General features: G+C 58.2%; 19 protein-coding genes. 12 read left to right on the top strand and 7 right to left on the bottom strand.

Annotated features, from left to right (window positions below; genetic code table 11):
• Positions 1 to 24 precede the first annotated feature (24 nt).
• Genes AC2D8U_RS16190 through AC2D8U_RS16180 form a run of 3 tightly spaced genes read left to right on the top strand, consistent with a single transcriptional unit; the run spans position 25 to position 3874 of the window.
• On the top strand, positions 25 to 939 hold the full coding sequence (locus tag AC2D8U_RS16190; protein ID WP_484620113.1) for an AAA family ATPase: 915 nt from the start codon (positions 25 to 27) through the stop codon (positions 937 to 939).
• Entirely contained in the window at positions 936 to 1892 is a 957-nt protein-coding gene (locus tag AC2D8U_RS16185; RefSeq protein WP_484620112.1) for a DUF58 domain-containing protein, read from the top strand. Before AC2D8U_RS16190 ends, AC2D8U_RS16185 begins: the two co-directional genes overlap by 4 nt.
• On the top strand, positions 1886 to 3874 hold the full coding sequence (locus AC2D8U_RS16180; RefSeq protein ID WP_484620111.1) for a transglutaminase TgpA family protein: 1989 nt from the start codon (positions 1886 to 1888) through the stop codon (positions 3872 to 3874). The genes AC2D8U_RS16185 and AC2D8U_RS16180 overlap by 7 nt, the downstream gene beginning before the upstream one ends.
• Here AC2D8U_RS16180 and AC2D8U_RS16175 read toward each other — a convergent pair.
• Positions 3810 to 5351: an MltF family protein gene (locus AC2D8U_RS16175; RefSeq protein ID WP_484620110.1), complete on the bottom strand. Its 1542-nt coding sequence runs from the start codon at positions 5349 to 5351 to the stop codon at positions 3810 to 3812. The two genes, AC2D8U_RS16180 and AC2D8U_RS16175, sit on opposite strands and share 65 nt — an antisense overlap.
• A gap of 203 nt (positions 5352 to 5554) precedes the next feature.
• On the opposite strand from AC2D8U_RS16175, the gene AC2D8U_RS16170 reads away from it, so the two are divergent.
• A complete protein-coding gene (locus tag AC2D8U_RS16170; RefSeq protein ID WP_484620109.1) occupies positions 5555 to 5911 on the top strand; it encodes a MaoP family protein in 357 nt (118 codons plus the stop codon).
• 47 nt (positions 5912 to 5958) lie between these two features.
• On the opposite strand, the gene pgm is transcribed toward AC2D8U_RS16170, so the two are convergent.
• Together pgm and seqA are read right to left on the bottom strand one after the other, a co-directional pair.
• Positions 5959 to 7596: a phosphoglucomutase (alpha-D-glucose-1,6-bisphosphate-dependent) gene (pgm, locus tag AC2D8U_RS16165; RefSeq protein WP_484620108.1), complete on the bottom strand. Its 1638-nt coding sequence runs from the start codon at positions 7594 to 7596 to the stop codon at positions 5959 to 5961.
• A 29-nt stretch (positions 7597 to 7625) separates the two neighbouring features.
• Complete coding sequence (gene seqA / locus AC2D8U_RS16160) at positions 7626 to 8192, bottom strand: replication initiation negative regulator SeqA (RefSeq protein ID WP_484620107.1); 567 nt, start codon at positions 8190 to 8192, stop codon at positions 7626 to 7628.
• A gap of 182 nt (positions 8193 to 8374) precedes the next feature.
• Here seqA and AC2D8U_RS16155 point away from each other — a divergent pair, with 182 nt between their 5' ends.
• Genes AC2D8U_RS16155 through fldA form a run of 4 tightly spaced genes read left to right on the top strand, consistent with a single transcriptional unit; the run spans position 8375 to position 10289 of the window.
• The gene (locus AC2D8U_RS16155) at positions 8375 to 9160 is read left to right on the top strand and encodes an alpha/beta fold hydrolase (protein WP_484620106.1); all 786 of its coding nucleotides are present in this window, start codon (positions 8375 to 8377) and stop codon (positions 9158 to 9160) included.
• Positions 9161 to 9208: 48 nt separating this feature from the next.
• Positions 9209 to 9430: a DUF2788 domain-containing protein gene (locus AC2D8U_RS16150; RefSeq protein WP_484620105.1), complete on the top strand. Its 222-nt coding sequence runs from the start codon at positions 9209 to 9211 to the stop codon at positions 9428 to 9430.
• A gap of 11 nt (positions 9431 to 9441) precedes the next feature.
• Positions 9442 to 9729, top strand: coding sequence for a LexA regulated protein (ybfE, locus tag AC2D8U_RS16145; RefSeq protein ID WP_484620104.1), 288 nt, complete (start codon positions 9442 to 9444; stop codon positions 9727 to 9729).
• A 38-nt stretch (positions 9730 to 9767) separates the two neighbouring features.
• Positions 9768 to 10289 carry a flavodoxin FldA gene (gene fldA / locus AC2D8U_RS16140; RefSeq protein ID WP_484620103.1) on the top strand — a complete coding sequence of 174 codons (522 nt, stop codon included), beginning with the start codon at positions 9768 to 9770 and terminating at the stop codon, positions 10287 to 10289.
• Between the two features lie 50 nt (positions 10290 to 10339).
• Here fldA and AC2D8U_RS16135 read toward each other — a convergent pair whose 3' ends face one another.
• Entirely contained in the window at positions 10340 to 10840 is a 501-nt protein-coding gene (locus AC2D8U_RS16135; RefSeq protein ID WP_484620102.1) for a DUF4442 domain-containing protein, read from the bottom strand.
• Between the two features lie 143 nt (positions 10841 to 10983).
• On the opposite strand from AC2D8U_RS16135, the gene AC2D8U_RS16130 reads away from it, so the two are divergent.
• The 4 genes from AC2D8U_RS16130 to AC2D8U_RS16115 all read left to right on the top strand — a co-directional run bounded on the left by AC2D8U_RS16130 (position 10984) and on the right by AC2D8U_RS16115 (position 14644).
• Positions 10984 to 12198, top strand: a complete 1215-nt coding sequence (locus tag AC2D8U_RS16130) for a pyridoxal phosphate-dependent aminotransferase (protein ID WP_484620101.1) — start codon at positions 10984 to 10986, stop codon at positions 12196 to 12198.
• Between the two features lie 8 nt (positions 12199 to 12206).
• The gene (gene yfbR / locus AC2D8U_RS16125) at positions 12207 to 12812 is read left to right on the top strand and encodes a 5'-deoxynucleotidase (protein WP_484620100.1); all 606 of its coding nucleotides are present in this window, start codon (positions 12207 to 12209) and stop codon (positions 12810 to 12812) included.
• A gap of 62 nt (positions 12813 to 12874) precedes the next feature.
• Positions 12875 to 14215: an anti-phage deoxyguanosine triphosphatase gene (locus AC2D8U_RS16120; RefSeq protein WP_484620099.1), complete on the top strand. Its 1341-nt coding sequence runs from the start codon at positions 12875 to 12877 to the stop codon at positions 14213 to 14215.
• Positions 14216 to 14407: 192 nt separating this feature from the next.
• Positions 14408 to 14644 (top strand): hypothetical protein, encoded by a 237-nt coding sequence (locus AC2D8U_RS16115; RefSeq protein WP_484620098.1) that lies wholly within the window; start codon positions 14408 to 14410, stop codon positions 14642 to 14644.
• A 49-nt stretch (positions 14645 to 14693) separates the two neighbouring features.
• Here the strand turns inward: AC2D8U_RS16115 and AC2D8U_RS16110 are convergent, their stop codons facing one another.
• The 3 genes from AC2D8U_RS16110 to AC2D8U_RS16100 all read right to left on the bottom strand — a co-directional run bounded on the left by AC2D8U_RS16110 (position 14694) and on the right by AC2D8U_RS16100 (position 17329).
• On the bottom strand, positions 14694 to 15326 hold the full coding sequence (locus AC2D8U_RS16110; RefSeq protein ID WP_484620097.1) for a YchE family NAAT transporter: 633 nt from the start codon (positions 15324 to 15326) through the stop codon (positions 14694 to 14696).
• Between the two features lie 279 nt (positions 15327 to 15605).
• A complete protein-coding gene (locus AC2D8U_RS16105) occupies positions 15606 to 16769 on the bottom strand; it encodes a dicarboxylate/amino acid:cation symporter (RefSeq protein ID WP_484620096.1) in 1164 nt (387 codons plus the stop codon).
• Between the two features lie 233 nt (positions 16770 to 17002).
• Positions 17003 to 17329, bottom strand: a complete 327-nt coding sequence (locus AC2D8U_RS16100; RefSeq protein WP_484620095.1) for a TM2 domain-containing protein — start codon at positions 17327 to 17329, stop codon at positions 17003 to 17005.
• Positions 17330 to 17437 lie beyond the last annotated feature (108 nt).

Raw genomic sequence — 17437 nt, 5'->3', positions numbered from 1 at the left:
CCCTGACACTAAACCAAGGAAAGATTGATGGCGAACGAGATCAACGCGATCCTGGAACAGCTTAATCAGGTGCTGCTCGACAAGCCGCAACCACTCAAGCTGGCGCTCTCCTGCCTGTTGGCCGGCGGCCATCTGTTGCTGGAGGACCTGCCCGGCATGGGCAAAACCACCCTATCTGGCGCACTGGCCCGGACCTTGGGACTCAGTCACCAGCGGGTCCAGTTTACCGCGGATATGCTGCCCGCAGATCTTATCGGGGTCTCCATTTTCGATCCCAATGAGCAGGCCTTTCGCTTCCATCAGGGGCCACTGTTTTGCCAGCTATTGCTGGCCGATGAGATCAACCGGGCCAGCCCCAAGACTCAGAGTGCCCTGCTCGAAGCGATGGCAGAAGAGCAGATCAGCATCGATGGGACCACCCATCGACTGCACTCTCCCTTTTTCGTTATCGCCACGCAAAACCCGAGTGAACAGTCCGGGACGTTTCCTCTGCCCGAATCCCAACTCGACCGCTTCATGATGCGCCTGAGCCTGGGTTACCCAGGCGAAGACGCAGAGCGCCGCCTGCTCAAGGGGGACCACCGGGCCGATGATCTCGACCAACTTGAGCCCTGCCTCACCCCCAATAGCCTGCTTTCACTTCAGCAAGCGGTCCAGGCCGTGCGGGTCTCGGATGCAGTGCTGGACTATTTGCTGGCGCTGGTTCGTTACTCCCGGCGTCAGGAGCGACGTGGTGCTCCCCTGTCCCCCAGGGCGAGCCGAGCCCTGTTGGCCGCCGCCAAGGCTTGGGCCTTCCTCGAACGGCGCCAGTTCATCGTCCCCGATGATATTCAGGCGGTATTTCCAGCAGTGGCCGAGCACCGGCTCAGAGCGGGTCAACCCAGTGATGGCAGCCTGCACGCCAGCCACATCCTTTCCCAAATCAATCCAATCCAATGAACAGCCACCATTCCTGGCTGCGCAGACTCTACCACCGCTGGCTACATCGCCGACTGCCCCCTGCACCACGCCAGATCCTCAGCCATCGCAGCATCTTTATCCTGCCCAGCATCGGTGGCTGGGTGTTTCTCGCTGCCGCCGCGCTCCTCTTCCTGCTGGGAACCAACTATCAAAACAACCTGATCCTGGCATTGGCCTTCCTCCTACTGAGTCTGTTCAACACCAGCATACTTATGGGGTTTCGTAACCTGGCCGGGCTGGAATTGGCCGCCGGCGATGGTCATCATCGCCACGCAGGCGACCCCGTTCCCTTCGACATCAGTGTGCGCAGCGCCCGTCCTCTCTATCAGATAGCCCTGCGTTATGCCCGGGGTCCAACCCGCCGCCTGGAACGGGTATTGGCCCAGGAAAGCACCATCCAACTGCTCCACCCAAGTGAGCACCGGGGCGTCCTCAAGCCGGGCAGGATCCGAATAGAGAGCCGCTATCCTATGGGCCTGTGCCGAGTGTGGTCCCACCTGGACCTTGCGCAAAGTGCCCTGGTCTGGCCCCGCCCCATCGTCGGACCGGTTCAACGTCGGCATGAGGGCGACGCTCCCGGGGCCGCCGCTCACCCTTCTCAGAGTGGCCTGGAAGACTTTCACGGATTGGCACGCTGGCAACCGGGCCAGAGTCGTAGCCGTATCGCCTGGAAACAGCTGGCACAAAATGGTCAATGGCAGAGCAAAGATTTTGTCAGTCCCCAGGGCACCCCCATACGGGTCGCCCCCCAAGGCCAACTGGAGACCGAAGCCGCACTGGCCGCCATGGCCGCCGAGCTAACCACCTTGGCCAAACGGGAGCAGCCCTTCGCCCTGGAGCTAAGCACCGTCCGGACGCCGATGGACAGCGGTCCGGCCCACTTGCGTCACTGCCTCGACGCCCTGGCCCGCCACAGGGGAAACACATGCTAGTCTCGCGCCCGGCCCAAGGCTGGCTGCTGCTGTGCCAGTGCGCCATCGTCCTGCCACTGCTGGATAGGATCACCCCCTGGACCCTGGCGATCTTCACACTGTGTCTGCTATGGCGGGTGGGGATCTATTACGGCAAGGTGGCACGCCCCCCTCGCCTTCTCATCAACCTGTTGGGGCTGGGCACCGCCGTGACCCTGGCATTGATCGCGACCGGCATGGGGATCATGAATACCCTGTTGAACCTGCTGGTACTGGCGTATGGGCTAAAGGCGATTGAGACCCGCAGCAGTGGCGATCTGATCGCCGTCGTGGTCACGGGATTTTTCCTCATCGCCCTGCAACTGCTGAGTCATTCCGGCCCCTCCATGGTGCTGTACCTGATCGGACTCAGTGCCCTCAACTGCACCCCTTTACTGGTGAGCTATCGCCCCGAAGCGGCAATCACCACCGCCAGCCATGCCCTGAAGCTGGTCTTGCTGAGCCTGCCGCTGACGCTCTGTCTGTTCCTGCTACTTCCCCGTTTAGAACCCTTCTGGCAACTCCGCTCCCCCACCATTGCCCACACAGGTCTGTCCGATAGCCTGGCCCTGGGTCAGATCGCCAGGTTGAGCCGTTCGGACGCCCTGGTGATGCGAGCCGACTTTAGCGCAGGGGTACCCGATACCGATGAACTATACTGGCGCGCCCTGGTCTTGGAGGGCTATGACGGCCAACGCTGGTATCAGGAACCGTCCATCCATCCTGAGATCCCGAGGCAAGGAGCGCTCCAACAAAATTACCGGCTCTATATCGAGCCCGCGAGCACCCCCTGGCTGGCGACCCTGAATACCAGCCGTTCGGACGACCCCAGGGTGAGGGCACTCGGCGATAACCGCCTCGGCTGGCGGCTACCACCCGCTGGCCGAACCGAGATCCAGCTGGCCTACCTACTCCCTGCATCCCATAAAAACAGTGAACTAGCACCTGACCAGCGACAACAGGCACTGCAACTGCCCCCCGGAACCAACCCACGCAGCCGGGCCTGGGCCACCGAGTTGGCCAGCGAACCACCGGCAAAGAGGCTCGAGCAGATACTGGACCGCTTCCACCAGCAACCCTTTCGCTATACCCTCACGCCGCCACCTCTGGGCCAAGATCAAATCGACAGCTTCCTGTTCGATAACCAGGCCGGTTTCTGTGGCCACTACGCCACTGCCTTCGTCTTTCTGGCCAGAGCCAGTGGCTTACCGGCGCGACTCGTCACCGGTTACCAGGGAGGGGAGGTAAGCCCGGGGGGACGCTTGGTTTCTGTCTACCAATACAACGCCCATGCCTGGGCGGAAGTGTGGTTAACCGGTGTTGGTTGGCAACGGTACGATCCCACCGCCGCCGTAGCTCCCCAAAGAATAGAGCTGGGCCCAAGGGCGGCACTGGCAGGCCAATGGGGCTTCCTAACCGATGCCTCCTGGCTGAATGGACAACACAATCCCCTATTGACGCATCTGCGAGGCTGGGTGGCCCGGCTGGATCACCATTGGAATACCTTTGTCATGGGATCCGACAGCGGCAGGCAGTTGGAACTCTGGCTGGGTAAACGTTCGATGCTCAAGGCTCTGGGAGTGCTGGCGGTAGGCACATTACTGGTCTCTCTGGTGCCGATCGCCCTGGGCGCACGCCCCCCCATCAACAGGCGCCCCTGTCCGGCTCTTCGTCTCTACCAACAGACTTTAACGCGCCTGGAGAAGCGAGGATTGGGCCCGTATCCTGGCGAAGCCCCACTGGCCCACTTGGCCAGGTTGGAACAGCAGGCGCCGGCGCTCGCCCCCCTGTTCGCCCCGATCTGCCACCACTATCTCCGGCTGCGATACGATCCGGATTGTGATCGCCCGGCCCACCTGGCCAAGCTGCGTCGCAGCAGTGTCATGCTCAGGCACTACCTCACTCCCCTTTGGGCAACTCCTCGAGCCGCTCACGCAAGATCGCCCGCTCCTCCCGCTCATTGAGGATCCGTTTGTAGATGATGAAATAACGGTAGATATTGGCCACATAGTTAACCGGCTCACTGCCTACCTGTGCTGCCACCAGATCTTCGACATTATTGAACCAGATATTGGGATCCAGTCCCCGTTTGGCCGCTTCCCGCCGCAGTCGGTTGATCCGGTTGGGCCCGGCGTTATACGCCGCCATGGCGAAGATCATCCGGTTAAAGTCCGTCAGCGCCTCGTCAGCAAAGTAGCTCGAGCGCAGCAGTGCCAAGTACTTGGTTCCCGCATGAATGTTGTTTTCCGGTATGCTGATCTCCTTGATGTTCACTCGCTTATCTCGCGCCGTCGCGGGCATCACCTGCATGATACCGATGGCGCCAACTGGGCTTCTGGCTTTGGGATTGAAGCGGGACTCCTGAAACGCAAAGGACATCAGCAAGACCCAGTCAAAATCGTACTGCTCGCCATACTTTTGAAATAGGGGAACCAAAGCTTCGGCACTGTGGAAGGGATCCCGCTCCCGGGCAGATGCGATCCAGCCGTGCTGCTTCAGATAGCGATTCAGTAGAATATTGATGGTCTTGCTGCCCACCGGGTGCGCCTGAACATAGTCATCCACCAGGGCTTTGAGGGCCGGCGTATCCGGTCGCATGGCGATCGCCAACTGACCTCCTTCACGCAAAGGCAGCCGCTCCTGCGCCACTAAGTGAGGCAAAGCCTGGAGCCAGGCCTGCAACTTGTGCTCATCCATCACAGTGGCTTCAATCAGGCCGCTGGCCACCATTTCAAGCAGATCTTCATCCTCCAGACGCGGATCTGCACGCTGCACCTTGATCTGGGCCTCGCCCCCCTGGCGTCGCTTCTGATTGAGCGCTTTCAGGCTCTGGTAATAACTCGACTCCTGCCGCACCGTGATGACGGTATCGCCCAACTGTGACCAATCCTGGAGCTGTGTACTGCCCTCGCCGGTCACGATCAACTCACGTACTTCATCGGTAAAGGGGCGGGAAAAGGCCACCTGCTCCTGGCGCTCGGGAGTAATGGTCATGTTGGCAAAGATAAGATCCCCATGACCCCGGAGCAGGTATGGGATCAACTGGTCACGACGCACAGGGATCACGGTGATCTTCAAACGCTTTGCTTCAGGTCCCAGCGTTTTTCGGGCAAAAGCCTCAAACAACTGTGTGGTTTCATGGGTCAGGCCTGTGGGTTGGCCTTTATCTATGTAGTACCAGCCAAGGGTAAAACTGGTGAGAATGCGGATCTCGCCCCGCGTTAACATCTCCGGCAAGTCCCCCCCCCAGGGCTGACTCAATACCGGCCACACGTCGGTCAGTGCATGGTGTTGATCCCACATCGCGTCAGGATGCTGATCCACAGGCTCGATGATGCCTTCGTCACCCAAGATAGGCTCAGGTGGCTCAGTTTCGGAGGGTGAGCAGGCCAACAGGGCCAAACCCAGAACAAGACTAACAAATGGGAAACGGGTCGTCATGGCGACTCCACAGCGGTCCGACTGGCATGAAACAGTGACGGTTTCTCAACAGTGTAGACCGCTTTCCAGCCGACTTTCCCATCCGCTGCGCACGGTGAACAAACCTAAAGATTTTTTTATCGCCACGAACGATTTTTTTCGCTGGCATCGGCGCGATGTCCGGCTATAGTTCGCGAAAATCCTCTTTGAGAAGGACGCTCGTCGTGAGTATCGCAATCCAAAATCAAGAAACCAGCTTCGCTGGAACTGGCCTGTTTACCGATCCCCGTTATCCCCGTGGCTTGGCCCGCAGTGGCAGTTTTACCATCAGTGAGGCCGCCCGACTCGAACAACACGGTCGGGCCTATCAAGCTCTTTCCAGTGGCGCTCAGGATCCCGCCAACGAGGAGGAACGCCGATTCGTCGAAGTCGCCCATGGTCGAGCCGAAGCGCAGACGCCCCATGAGAAGGTCTGGCTGAAATATCAGGCCAGCCTCAAGCGACGCAGTTATACCCTGACTTCCAAGCCCAGCAGCGACAGCATCCCGGATGACGAGCCGGTTGAACTGGACGACGACTGAACATGAAAAAGGCGCCCGATGGGCGCCTTTCTCTTAGGTCACGGCTATCAACCAGTGATCCCGGCCACCAGAGCCTGGGCGTCCTCAATCAGCCGCTCCAGGTGCGCCTGACTTTGACTGCTCTCCGCGTAGATCTTGTAAATCGCTTCGGTACCGGACGGGCGGGCGGCAAACCAGCCATGCTCGGTTACCACCTTCAAGCCCCCGATCCGGGCCCCGTTGCCTGGCGCCTCCGTCAGTACCGCTGTGATCGGCTCCCCGGCCAGTTGATCCGATCCCAGTGCTTCGGGGGAAAGCGCCTTGAGGGCAGCCTTGATCTTGTCGCTGGCTGGTGCATCAATACGACGGTAATAATGCTGACCAAACTCCTGCTCCAACGAACGATAGTGATCCGCAGGGGAACGGCCGGTCACCGCCTGGATCTCCGCCGCCAGCAGGCACAGGATAAAGCCATCCTTGTCGGTGGAGAACGCCTGCCCCTCGAAATCGAGGAAGCTGGCACCGGCACTCTCTTCGCCACCAAACACCAGGGTGCCCGATGCCATGCCGTCGACAAACCATTTAAAGCCCACCGGCACTTCCATCAGGGTACGATCGTGCTTGGTCACCACCTTATCGATCATGGCACTGGACACCAGGGTCTTGCCCACCGCCAGCTCGGTTCCCCAGCCCAGCCTGTGTCCCATCAGGTAATCGATGGCCACCGCCAGATAATGGTTTGGGTTCATCAAACCGCCGTCTTGACAGACAATCCCGTGGCGGTCCGCATCGGGATCGTTGGCCAGGGCCAGATCGTAATCTTCTTTCAGGGCAAGCAAGGGAGCCATGGCGGCTGAGGAGGAGCAGTCCATCCGGATCTTGCCATCCTTATCCAGTGCCATAAAGGCAAAGGCGGCATCGACCCGGTCGTTGGTCACCGTCAGATCCAGGCCATAACGCTGGGCGATCCGAGACCAGACGGATACCGCAGCCCCCCCCATGGGATCGACTGCCAGGCGTAGCCCCGACTTGGCGATCGCCTCCATGTCGACGACTCGTCCCAGAGCCTCGATATATTGGCCAATCAAATCGACCGGCTCGATCAACCCCGTCGCCTGAGCGACGTCCCGGTTGATACGGCGCACGCCCTCCAGGTTGGCGGCCAGATAATCGTTGGCACGCTGAGCGATAAAGTCGGTGACGTCGGTATCTGCCGGTCCACCATGGGGCGGGTTGTACTTGATCCCCCCATCCTGGGGGGGATTGTGACTCGGGGTCAGGATCAACCCATCGGCCAACACGTGATGACGACGGTTGTGATCGATCACGCCATAGGAGAGCACCGGCGTCGGCAGGAAAGCCCCACGGGTTTGGATCTGAACCCGCACCCCATTGGCCGTCAGCACCTCCAAGGCACTGTAAAAGGCGGGCTGACTCAGCGCATGAGTATCGTACCCCAGCAGCAAGGGACCGGTGATCCCCGCCTCTTTGCGGTAATCGACGACCGCCTGGACAATGGCCAGGATATGACACTGATTGAAGCTGCGCTGAAGTGCCGTTCCCCGGTGACCCGAGGTGCCAAAGCTCACCGCCTCACCGGGCCGATCACTGCGCGGAGACAGGGTGTAGTAACAACTGATCAGGTGGGGGATATCCACCAGATCCTCGGTACGGGCCAAGGTGCCCGCACGGGGGTGTAGACTCATTGTTCTTCCTTGAGTAACACGAAATATAATTAGATGCGCTCGGCAATCTGTTCAGCCAGTTCCGAGCGACAGCCTAACTCTTCCAGAACTTCTACAAGGATAGCCTGCTTCTTACGGGTGTTATTGTTGGCCGTAACCCAAAACGGGCTCTCGCCAATCTGTTTGGGGTTGGCGGTTTTGCTGGCCTTGAGTAGGGCTTCTTTGCTGGTAGAGAAGTAGAGGCGATCGCGCCCCCGGATCTCCAGAACCTTTTCGAAGGCATTCGGGTACTGACGATACAGGCTGTCAAGCAGGTACAGGAAACGGCCTACGGCACCTTTTTGCTTGGTCAGGTAGGTATCATCCAGCAACTCCTCGAATACCCCGGCCTCGGCAAGGGCTGAGCGTACCTGAGTCACTGGGCGTTGCTTGCGGGTCACCGGCTTACCCTGACCTTCCAGGCCCGGCTGACTGATGGTTGTGGGTGCCGGCGTCTCGCTGACGATACTGTCCAGCCCCAGCAAGCGACGCAGGATATCGGACGCGCTCTCCCCGATCATCTGGGTATTGCTGGCAATGTGGCGGTACAGCTCGTCGTCGATTTCAATGTATTTCATATTTGCTCTGGCTAATTTTCCCGTACTAAATCAGCACCATTATACCCATCCCTCGACACGGTAACCATGCTTTCGGTTGCAAAGGTAACGGCGAGGTTGCGACAATGCCAACATCACACACATGACCACCTTTGCGACAGGGATCAATCCTGGGTGCATAAATGGAACCAAGGAGTCGATGCATGCGCTATCAGTTGGAGGGCCAGGGCCCCTGTGTGGTGTTGATCCACGGCCTGTTTGGCGATCTGGACAACCTGGCCGTGGCGGCCCGAAGCCTGAGGCGATCGGGCTTCCAAACCTTGCGAGTCTCATTGCGCAACCATGGGGGCAATCCGCCCACCCCGCAGATGAACTTTTCCGCCATGGCCGACGATCTGGAACGACTGCGTCAGCAATTGGCATTGACCCGCTGGTCCCTGCTGGGACATAGCCTGGGCGGTAAGGTCGCCATGACCTATGCCCAGGCCTATCCTGAGCAAACCGAAGCGCTGCTGGTCGCCGACATCGCCCCGGACGGCTACCCTCGCCGCCATGACGGGATCCTCAACGCCCTGGCCGGTATCGTTCCAGAACGCCTGACCAGCCGCCGTGACGCTCAATCCCAGTTAGCCGACGCCGGGATAGACGCTGCCACCATCGCCTTCTTGCTAAAAAACCTCAAGCCCGACGGCCACGGTGGCTATGCCTGGCAGATCCAACTCGGTGCCATTACCCAGGCCTACCCACAACTGATCCAGGCGATCCCCGACAATCCCCCCTATGCAGGCCCAACCCTCTTTATCAAAGGCAGTGCCTCGGATTACCTGCAGCCGGATCACCGCCCCGGGATCCTCACACGCTTTCCCCAGGCCCGAGCCAAGATCCTGGCCAGCGCCGGCCACTGGCTCCATGCGGAAAAACCGGAACAGTTTAACCGACTGATCTCTGACTTTTTGCACGCACATGCGCAAGCCGTAGTCAGCCCATAAGGGCTGTGGTATAGTTCGCCGCCTCAGGGTACCAGGAAAGGTAACGGCATGTTGAGCAGCCATATTGAGCAGTTGGAAGCCTTGGGGCTAAACCTGTTTTTTGCGGCCATTTTTTTTCTTATCGGCATGTCCATCAGGGACGTTCTCAAACAAGGTAAAGTACCGACTTTCGGTCGCTTTATCGTCTGGTTAGTACTGTTTTTAGGCTGTGCCGGCTTCATTGCCAAAGGAGTGATCCAACTGCTTTGGGAAGGCGCGGGTATAAGCTGACCGTCACACAAATGGCTATCGAAAAATCCGACAGAACCACGCTGGACATGTTCGCCACGGAGAAACGCCGTGGACGTCCCAGATCCAACCCCCTGCCGCGGGATGAACAGTTGCGCATCAATAAGCGCAACCAGATCCTGCGCGACAAGTCCAAGGGGCTAAAACGCATCGAGTTCAAGGTCTCGGAAGAGCTTTACAATGCCTTGAATGACCAGGCCCTGGACAGTAATATCACCCGCAGTCAATTGATTGAGTCGATACTGCAGGCGCAGTTAAATATCGACTCGGAGCACCCCTGAAGGGTGCAGTTTTTCGCAAACAGAACATAGGTATACGAATGGCAAGCGTAGGTCTGTTCTTCGGCAGCGACACCGGCAATACCGAAGCCGTTGCCAAGATGATCCAGAAAAAACTTGGCGCCCTGGTGGACGTCAAAGACATCGCCAAGAGCAGTAAAGAAGAGATCGACGAGTTCAGCTTGCTGATCTTCGGGATCCCCACCTGGTACTATGGCGAAGCCCAGTGTGACTGGGATGACTTCTTCCCTGAGTTGGAGTCCCTGGACTTCAACGACAAACTGGTGGCGATCTTCGGCTGTGGCGATCAGGAAGACTATGCAGAGTACTTCCTGGATGCCATGGGCCAACTCGGTGACATCGTGCGTGAGCGTGGCGCCATCATCGTCGGCCACACCTCCACCGAAGGCTTCGAATTCGAAGCATCCAAGGCACTGGTGGACGACAACACCTTCGTCGGCCTGGGCATTGACGAAGATCGTCAGCCAGAGTTGACCGAGCAACGTGTTGACGCCTGGGTCAAGCAGCTCTATGAAGAGATGTGCCTGGCTGAATTGGGCTAAGTTCCAGTCACCACATAAAAAAGGACCCTGATGGGTCCTTTTTTGTCGCTCTACTCCAACTGCTCTTTGGCCACCATGGAGTCATCGCCACTGCGCGGCGGCTTCTTGCGAACATAGAGTACCCGGCGCAGTCGGCAAACCAAGTCGCCGGTTTCATCTTTCACGTCTACCAGGAACTCTGGCAGCACCTTATCGCCACAGGCGGTCGCCCTGCGGATCGCCTCCAGTTGCCCCTCGGTCAGATGAAATTCGGCATAAACCCGACCTTTGCCCGGTCGGATGAAATTGATGTCTGCCTCTTTATCCCACACCCTGTACGCCTTACCAAAGATCCCCATCAGCATCATGGCATAGATGGGATCGGTCATCGAAAACAGGCTACCGCCGAAATGACTGCCGTTGGCATTCTTGTTCCAGGGGCGCAGCCGCAATGCCACCCGACAATACCGGTAATCTTGGGATAACCGCTCGATGTGGATCCCACTAAACAGGAACGGCGGCCACAGGTTGAGCACCCGTTTCACCGTCCTGGCACTGAACGACCAACTCACAACCCCTCCACTGGTCCAACCTCACTAAGGGCAATGATCTTATGCCGTGATACAGATCACATCAAGCCCCTCTTCCCTGTCCATCACAATTTGGCTATTGTGGTATATCTTTCCCCCCAGTATATCAAGCAGTAAGGTACCCCATGCGTCCCATCAACAAATCCAGCAAACTCAACACCGTCTGTTACGATATCCGTGGACCGGTGGCGAGGGAGGCCAAACGTCTGGAGGAAGAGGGACACAGGGTACTCAAGCTCAATATCGGTAACCCTGCCCCCTTTGGCTTTGAAGCGCCAGAAGAGATCATCCGTGACATGATCCTTAACCTACCGGAAAGCCAAGGGTACTGTGATTCAAAGGGGCTATTTTCCGCCCGCAAAGCCGTGATGCAGCACTACCAGCCCCATGGCATTCGCGACGTGGATGTCGAGGATATCTACATCGGCAACGGCGCCTCTGAACTGATCGTGATGGCGATGCAGGGCCTGCTCAATAACGACGATGAGATCCTGGTACCGGCACCGGATTACCCACTGTGGACCGCCGCCGTCAACCTTGGGGGCGGCACCGCACGCCACTACCTGTGTGATGAGCAGTCCGACTGGATGCCCGATCTGGACGACATTCGCCGTAAGATCACCCCCAAGACCCGGGGCATAGTGATCATCAACCCCAACAACCCCACAGGTGCCGTGTACAGCCGCGCCATGTTGCTGGAGTTGCTGCAGATCGCCCGGGAAAACAAGCTTATCGTGTTTGCCGATGAGATCTACGACAAGATCCTCTACGACGGTGCCCAGCATATCCCCATGGCCTCGCTGGCCGACGATCTCTTTATCATCACCTTCAACGGCCTCTCCAAGGCCTATCGGGCAGCAGGCTTTCGTGCCGGCTGGATGATGCTGTCCGGTGATCGCAGCCAGGCCAAAGGCTATATTGAAGGCTTGGAGATGTTGGCTTCCATGCGTCTGTGCGCCAATGTTCCGATGCAGCACGCGATCCAGACTGCGCTGGGGGGCTACCAGTCGGTCAATGAACTCTTGCTGCCAACCGGCCGACTGTGCCAACAAAGGGATCTTGTGGTCGATCGCCTTAACGCCATCGACGGGATCAGCTGCTACAAACCCAAAGGGGCCATGTACGCCTTCCCCAAACTGGACACCAAGAAGTTCAACCTGGTGGACGACCAGAAGCTGGTGCTGGATCTATTGATGCAGGAGAAGATCCTGCTGGTCCAGGGCACCGCCTTTAACTGGCCGGAGCCGGACCACCTGCGTTTTGTCTTCCTGCCTCATCTGGAAGATCTCAACAAGGCTTTGGATAAGTTTGAGAATTTCCTTTTCAAATACAAGCAGTAGGAACTCCTATGGCCACTGACTCCAGCACCTTCCTCGCCTGGCTATTCCGGATGCCACTGATCCGTCGATGGTCACTGATGTACTGCGTCAAGCCGGAGAACGTAGCCGAACACAGCCATCAGGTGGCCATCGTGGCCCACCTGCTGGCGGTGATCAAAAACCGCAAGTTTGGCGGTCAACTCGTGCCGGAGAAGGCCGCGACCATCGCCCTATATCACGAGTGCTCAGAAACTCGCCTTGGGGATATTGTCAGCCCGGTCAAATACTCCAATGCCAAGATCACTGAGGAGTTCAAGCGACTGGAAGCCGATGCGGAACGACAGTGTCTCGACAGCCTGCCCGCCGAATTGCGCGACGACTTCGCCCAGTTGCTGGTACAAAGCCAGGTTCCCAGGGAGTACGCCGCCCTGGTCAAAGCCGCCGATGTGATCTGCGCCTACCTCAAGGCCCAGGATGAGCATCGTCATCAAAACCATGAATTTGACCATGTCCTGGAGAAGCTGGATCCCCTGATGGCGCAACTGCGTCAGCAACCGGAAGTGGCCTACTTCCTCGATGTCTTTATGGCCTCCTGCAGTGCCACACTGGACGCCCTCGCCGCCCCCGAGGGATAAAAGTGGCTTGACCGCTGCCAAACCACTGCGCCAGACTGGACCTAAGTGGTTGAGGAGGCAGCATGGAAACAGATCCCGATCCCTGGCAGCAGCGACGCTATGATGAGCAACGCCAGCGCCAACACGATCAACGCACCGCCTATCACAGAGACAAGGGCCGAGTGCTCCACTCGGCGGCCTTTCGCCGCCTGCAATCCAAGACTCAGGTCTTGGGTGTGGGCATGAACGACTTCTATCGCACCCGTCTGACCCACTCCATCGAAGCCGCCCAGATCGGCACCGGTCTCAATGCCCAGCTGCGCAGCAAGCACCCTGAGATCGCCACCTGGCTCGACGATCAGCTGATCGAAGCCCTCTGCCTGTCGCACGACATCGGTCATCCCCCCTTCGGCCACGGTGGCGAGGTGGCCCTCAACTATATGATGCGGGAGCATGGCGGTTTTGAGGGTAACGGCCAGACTTTTCGGATCCTGACCCGGCTGGAGCCCTACACCCAACATTACGGCATGAACCTGGCCCGGCGAACCCTGCTGGGCGTGCTCAAATACCCGGTGTGCCATGGCAGCGTCGCCAAACCGACCCCCCATCCGCCACCGATCAACTTCCGCCAGCTCAAGGCCCGGGACTGGCAGCCCGCCAAGGCGGTCTTCGACGAAGACAGCGAAATTCTGGATTGGGTGCTGGCCCCCCTGTCGAAGGCGGACCGCACGCGCTTCCAGAGCGTTACCGATGAGCCCGGCCCCAACGGCCATCGCCGCGCCCATTTTCGCTCCCTCGACTGCTCCATCATGGAGCTGGCGGATGATATCGCCTACTCGGTGCACGATCTGGAGGACGCCATCGTCCTGGGGATCGTCCACCCGGATGCCTGGGAGCTGGAGGTGATCGCCCCCCTGGCCGATGGCAGCGGCCCCTACTCGCTCGACCAGATGAAACGGCTGACCGACGATCTCTTCTGCCAGGCCCCCTACCGGCGCAAGGATGCCATCGGCACCCTGGTCAACGGCCTGGTCTGTGCCGTCACCCTCAAGGCCCAGGACGGCCTGACCGCCCCCCTGCTGGCCCGACGAGCGGTGCTGGAGTCCCCGCACCAGGCCCTGCTCAAACTGCTCAAGCGCTTTGTCCTGCATAACGTGGTGCAAAAACCCGAGGTGCAACTGCTGGAGTTCAAGGGGCAACAGATCGTGATGGAGCTGTTTGAGGCCTTCGCCTCCGATCCCCAACGCCTGCTGCCTCGCGCCACCAGCCGGATCTGGCAGCAGCAGACCGAGCTGGGCCACAACGGCAACCGGGTGATCGCCGATTACATCTCGGGACTCACCGACGATTTTGCCGCCCGACTGCATGAGAACCTGTTCAGCGCCAACAGCGGCAATCTGTTCGAGCTGCAGTCGCGCCTGTAAAGCATGCCGACAGGGAGATAATTATGAAGAGGAATCGATTGGCCATGGAGGCTTTACGGCGCGGTTTCTTTTCCCCCCCAACGCCTCACCCCGAATAATTGTGTTTTTTCCTTCCACCCGCGCAAGCGCCGATCACAGATCGTTAACATCTGATATATTGATAGTAACTGTCGCCACAGGAGGTAAGTCGTAATGGAGTCACGTCTACTCATTGTGTTTCTGGTGATGGTATTGGGGAATCTGTACTGGTGGTATCGTTACCGTCAGACGGAAGCAAACCAGAATATCGACGGTAGGGAGCGGGAAGAACAGCTCAATGCCCTGCAAGATCACTGGGTTCAGTTTACCTGCGTTGCCATCATCATCATCATGCTGCTGGCCCCTCTGGCCCACGCCATCATGCAAGCGGGTGTCCAAGCCGGCCCATAAAGAACAAAACCGGACCCCATAGGCTCCGGTTTTGTTGTATCGACTGTACTCAGCCTATCAAGCTGGGAAACAACCCCTTTATGCCAGCGGCAATCACTTCGATGCCGATGGAGAGCATCAACAGCCCCATGATCCGGGTGATCACGTTAATGCCGGTTTGGCCCAACAGCTTAAAGATCACCGGAGCCAGGCGGAATATCGTCCAGCTCATCAGGCCAAAGGCGATAATGGCGACGCCCATACCCAGCATATTCACAGGTTTGCTGTATTCGGCGGCGAACACGATCACCGAACTGATCGCCCCTGGACCGGCCATCAGCGGCAGTGCCAAAGGCACCACGGCCACAGATTCACGCGCCGCAGACTCTCTGTCTTCCGCCTTGTTATGCTTCACCTCGCCCAACTTACCCTGCAACATCGACATGGCGATAAAGACGATCAGAGTACCGCCAGCGACTCGGAAGGCGGAGAGGGAAATACTGAACATATCCAGGATCAATTGGCCAGCCATCAGGGTAACCAGCAGGATCACCACCACGGCAAAGTTGGCGATGGTCCCGGTACGACGGCGCTCTGCCTCAGACTGGTGACTGGTCAGGGTGACGAAAACCGGCAACAGGCCGATGGGGTTGATGATGGCCACCAAACCCAAGAAAAACTGGAGATATAGAGTCAGATCCACGTCGCGTGCGTCTCAAAGTTAAGGGGTTTAAAAATCAGGCGTACTCTATTGCAAAACCCCGCCGCTGAACAGTGAATTATTTACCATGACACAGCACCAATTGATTAGTTTTCCTAATCTAAAAGCACCCATGACAACGCCTTCAAGTCTCGACAGTATAGAGGTTTTCAATTCAATCCGTGGTTCCGAACGAGAGGCTTGGCTGCCGTTACGGCGTTCAGAACGCAAACAAAAACGGCCCGCACTGGGCGGGCCGTTTGGGATCGAACCTTAGGGCGATCAGGCTTTGGCGGTCTGTGCCACCGGCTCACCGGCTTTATCAACCCAGATGGACAGGGCGCCATCACAGGTGATGTTACAGGCGGTACCGAAGCTGTCCTGAGCCATATACAGGGCAATCATCAGGGCAACTGCGGCTTCACCAAAGCCCAGCATGGCGGTCAGCAAACCCAGTGCGGACATGACCGCGCCGCCAGGTGCCCCGGGTGCGGCGATCATCACCACACCCAGCATCATGATGAAGGGCAGCATCTCAAACAGACCCGGTACCGCCATATCCGGCAGCATCTGCATCACGGCGATGGAGCAGGTGGTCAGGGTGATGGTGGAGCCCGCCAGGTGAATGGAGGCAAACAGGGGAATGGAGAAGTTCGCCACTTCCGGAGTGACACCATTTTCCTTGGCCTGGCGCAGGGTCACAGGGATGGTCGCGGCGCTGGACATGGTGCCCAGTGCGGTGACGTAGGCAGGCAGCATGGTTCGGATCAGAGTCCAGGGAGAACGCCCCTTACGCAAGCCTGTGGCGATGTACAGCACGGAGATGTACAACCAGTGCATCATCACCGCCATCACCAGAACCACGCCAAAGGTCTTCAGAGTTTCCAGTACTTGGCCATCGGCCCCAAAACCGGTAAATACCCCCGCGATGTAGAAAGGCAGTACGGGAATGATCACCTTGGCGAGCAAGCGATCGATGATCTCTTTGCCTTCGTCAACCACCTTCTTCAGAGTGGAAGCGCCGGTGACACAGATCCCAAGACCGAAGATAAAGGCTGCCGCCAGGGCACTCATGACCCCAAACAATGCCGGCACTTTCAGCTCGAAGAAGGCAGTCAGACCCACACTTTCAACCTGGGTCGCTTCCTTGGCTTCCACCAGCATAGGCACGAAGGTGGAGGCGACCAGGTAAGCCAGCACGCCGGCCACCAGGGTAGAGCCGTAGGCAATGGCCACGGTGCGGCCCAGCAACTTGCCGCCCTGATCTTGCAGGTTGGCGATACCGGAGGCTATAAAGAACAGGATAATCAATGGGATCACAAAGGATATCAGTTGCCCAAGTGCCATCTGAATGGTGAGCATCAGGCGAACCAGGAGATCCGGACCCAGCATGCCGATCGCCAGACCAGCCAAGATCCCTGCCAACAGGCGGAGAATCAGTTTCATCGGTAATTCCTTCTTAGAGCGTGTTGTTATTGGACGGATCGTTTGCCCGCCTATTTCACCGCAATGCTAACCGATCAAACCAGGCATAACCAACCAAGCCAGTGTTTATAACTGGTTATATCTTCATTCCTAGTAACAGATCCAAAATACCGTTCAATGGTTTGCGTGAGCGGGCCCTTAGCCAAGACGCAAGAGCCCGGCTCTTGGCCGGGCTCTTATTGAGAGTACAGGTGTTAGGCTAGGCAGCAGCTTTGGTAAAAGCGCTGCGCGCTCATTCGGGACATTTTTATCCCGTCGACGATACCAAGCAGGGTCGGCACCAGGGTCCAACAGAACGCCAGATAGAGGCTCCCCCGGACAGGTTGCCCCAGATAAAACCTGTGCACCCCAAAGGTCCCAAGCCAAAGGCCGAAGCGGCTGGCCTTTCTTTGGCTTCGCATCCGCACCTTGGGATCGAGGCCCGCCAAGGCATCGAGCCCCATGCCGGCATGGCAATGGGGACAGAGGATCCTGTCACTGATCACACTGGCCTGACAATGGCCACAAGTTTCAATTCTCATAGGGCTTTCCTTGTAAACACAACTGCCCCAATTATAGGTACAGGTGTACGCCAAAACAGGATCCGCGATCACAGGATGGTAAGTTCGATTGGCAGGTTCGTGCAAATA

The organism is Ferrimonas sp. YIN67 (assembly GCF_057219095.1).
The sequence above is the reverse complement of the archived record's forward strand: the minus strand, read 5'-3'. Positions and strand labels throughout refer to the sequence as shown.

Bases quoted from the DNA above. Each gene is read 5' to 3' on its own strand.
- AC2D8U_RS16175 (WP_484620110.1), bottom strand. From the start codon at position 5,351: ATGACGACCCGTTTCCCATTTGTTAGTCTTGTTCTGGGTTTGGCCCTG.
- pgm (WP_484620108.1), bottom strand. From the start codon at position 7,596: ATGAGTCTACACCCCCGTGCGGGCACCTTGGCCCGTACCGAGGATCTG.
- seqA (WP_484620107.1), bottom strand. From the start codon at position 8,192: ATGAAATACATTGAAATCGACGACGAGCTGTACCGCCACATTGCCAGC.
- AC2D8U_RS16115 (WP_484620098.1), top strand. From the start codon at position 14,408: ATGGAGTCACGTCTACTCATTGTGTTTCTGGTGATGGTATTGGGGAAT.
- AC2D8U_RS16130 (WP_484620101.1), top strand. From the start codon at position 10,984: ATGCGTCCCATCAACAAATCCAGCAAACTCAACACCGTCTGTTACGAT.
- AC2D8U_RS16105 (WP_484620096.1), bottom strand. From the start codon at position 16,769: ATGAAACTGATTCTCCGCCTGTTGGCAGGGATCTTGGCTGGTCTGGCG.
- AC2D8U_RS16185 (WP_484620112.1), top strand. From the start codon at position 936: ATGAACAGCCACCATTCCTGGCTGCGCAGACTCTACCACCGCTGGCTA.
- ybfE (WP_484620104.1), top strand. From the start codon at position 9,442: ATGGCTATCGAAAAATCCGACAGAACCACGCTGGACATGTTCGCCACG.
- AC2D8U_RS16100 (WP_484620095.1), bottom strand. From the start codon at position 17,329: ATGAGAATTGAAACTTGTGGCCATTGTCAGGCCAGTGTGATCAGTGAC.
- fldA (WP_484620103.1), top strand. From the start codon at position 9,768: ATGGCAAGCGTAGGTCTGTTCTTCGGCAGCGACACCGGCAATACCGAA.
- AC2D8U_RS16155 (WP_484620106.1), top strand. From the start codon at position 8,375: ATGCGCTATCAGTTGGAGGGCCAGGGCCCCTGTGTGGTGTTGATCCAC.
- AC2D8U_RS16120 (WP_484620099.1), top strand. From the start codon at position 12,875: ATGGAAACAGATCCCGATCCCTGGCAGCAGCGACGCTATGATGAGCAA.
- AC2D8U_RS16180 (WP_484620111.1), top strand. From the start codon at position 1,886: ATGCTAGTCTCGCGCCCGGCCCAAGGCTGGCTGCTGCTGTGCCAGTGC.
- AC2D8U_RS16150 (WP_484620105.1), top strand. From the start codon at position 9,209: ATGTTGAGCAGCCATATTGAGCAGTTGGAAGCCTTGGGGCTAAACCTG.
- yfbR (WP_484620100.1), top strand. From the start codon at position 12,207: ATGGCCACTGACTCCAGCACCTTCCTCGCCTGGCTATTCCGGATGCCA.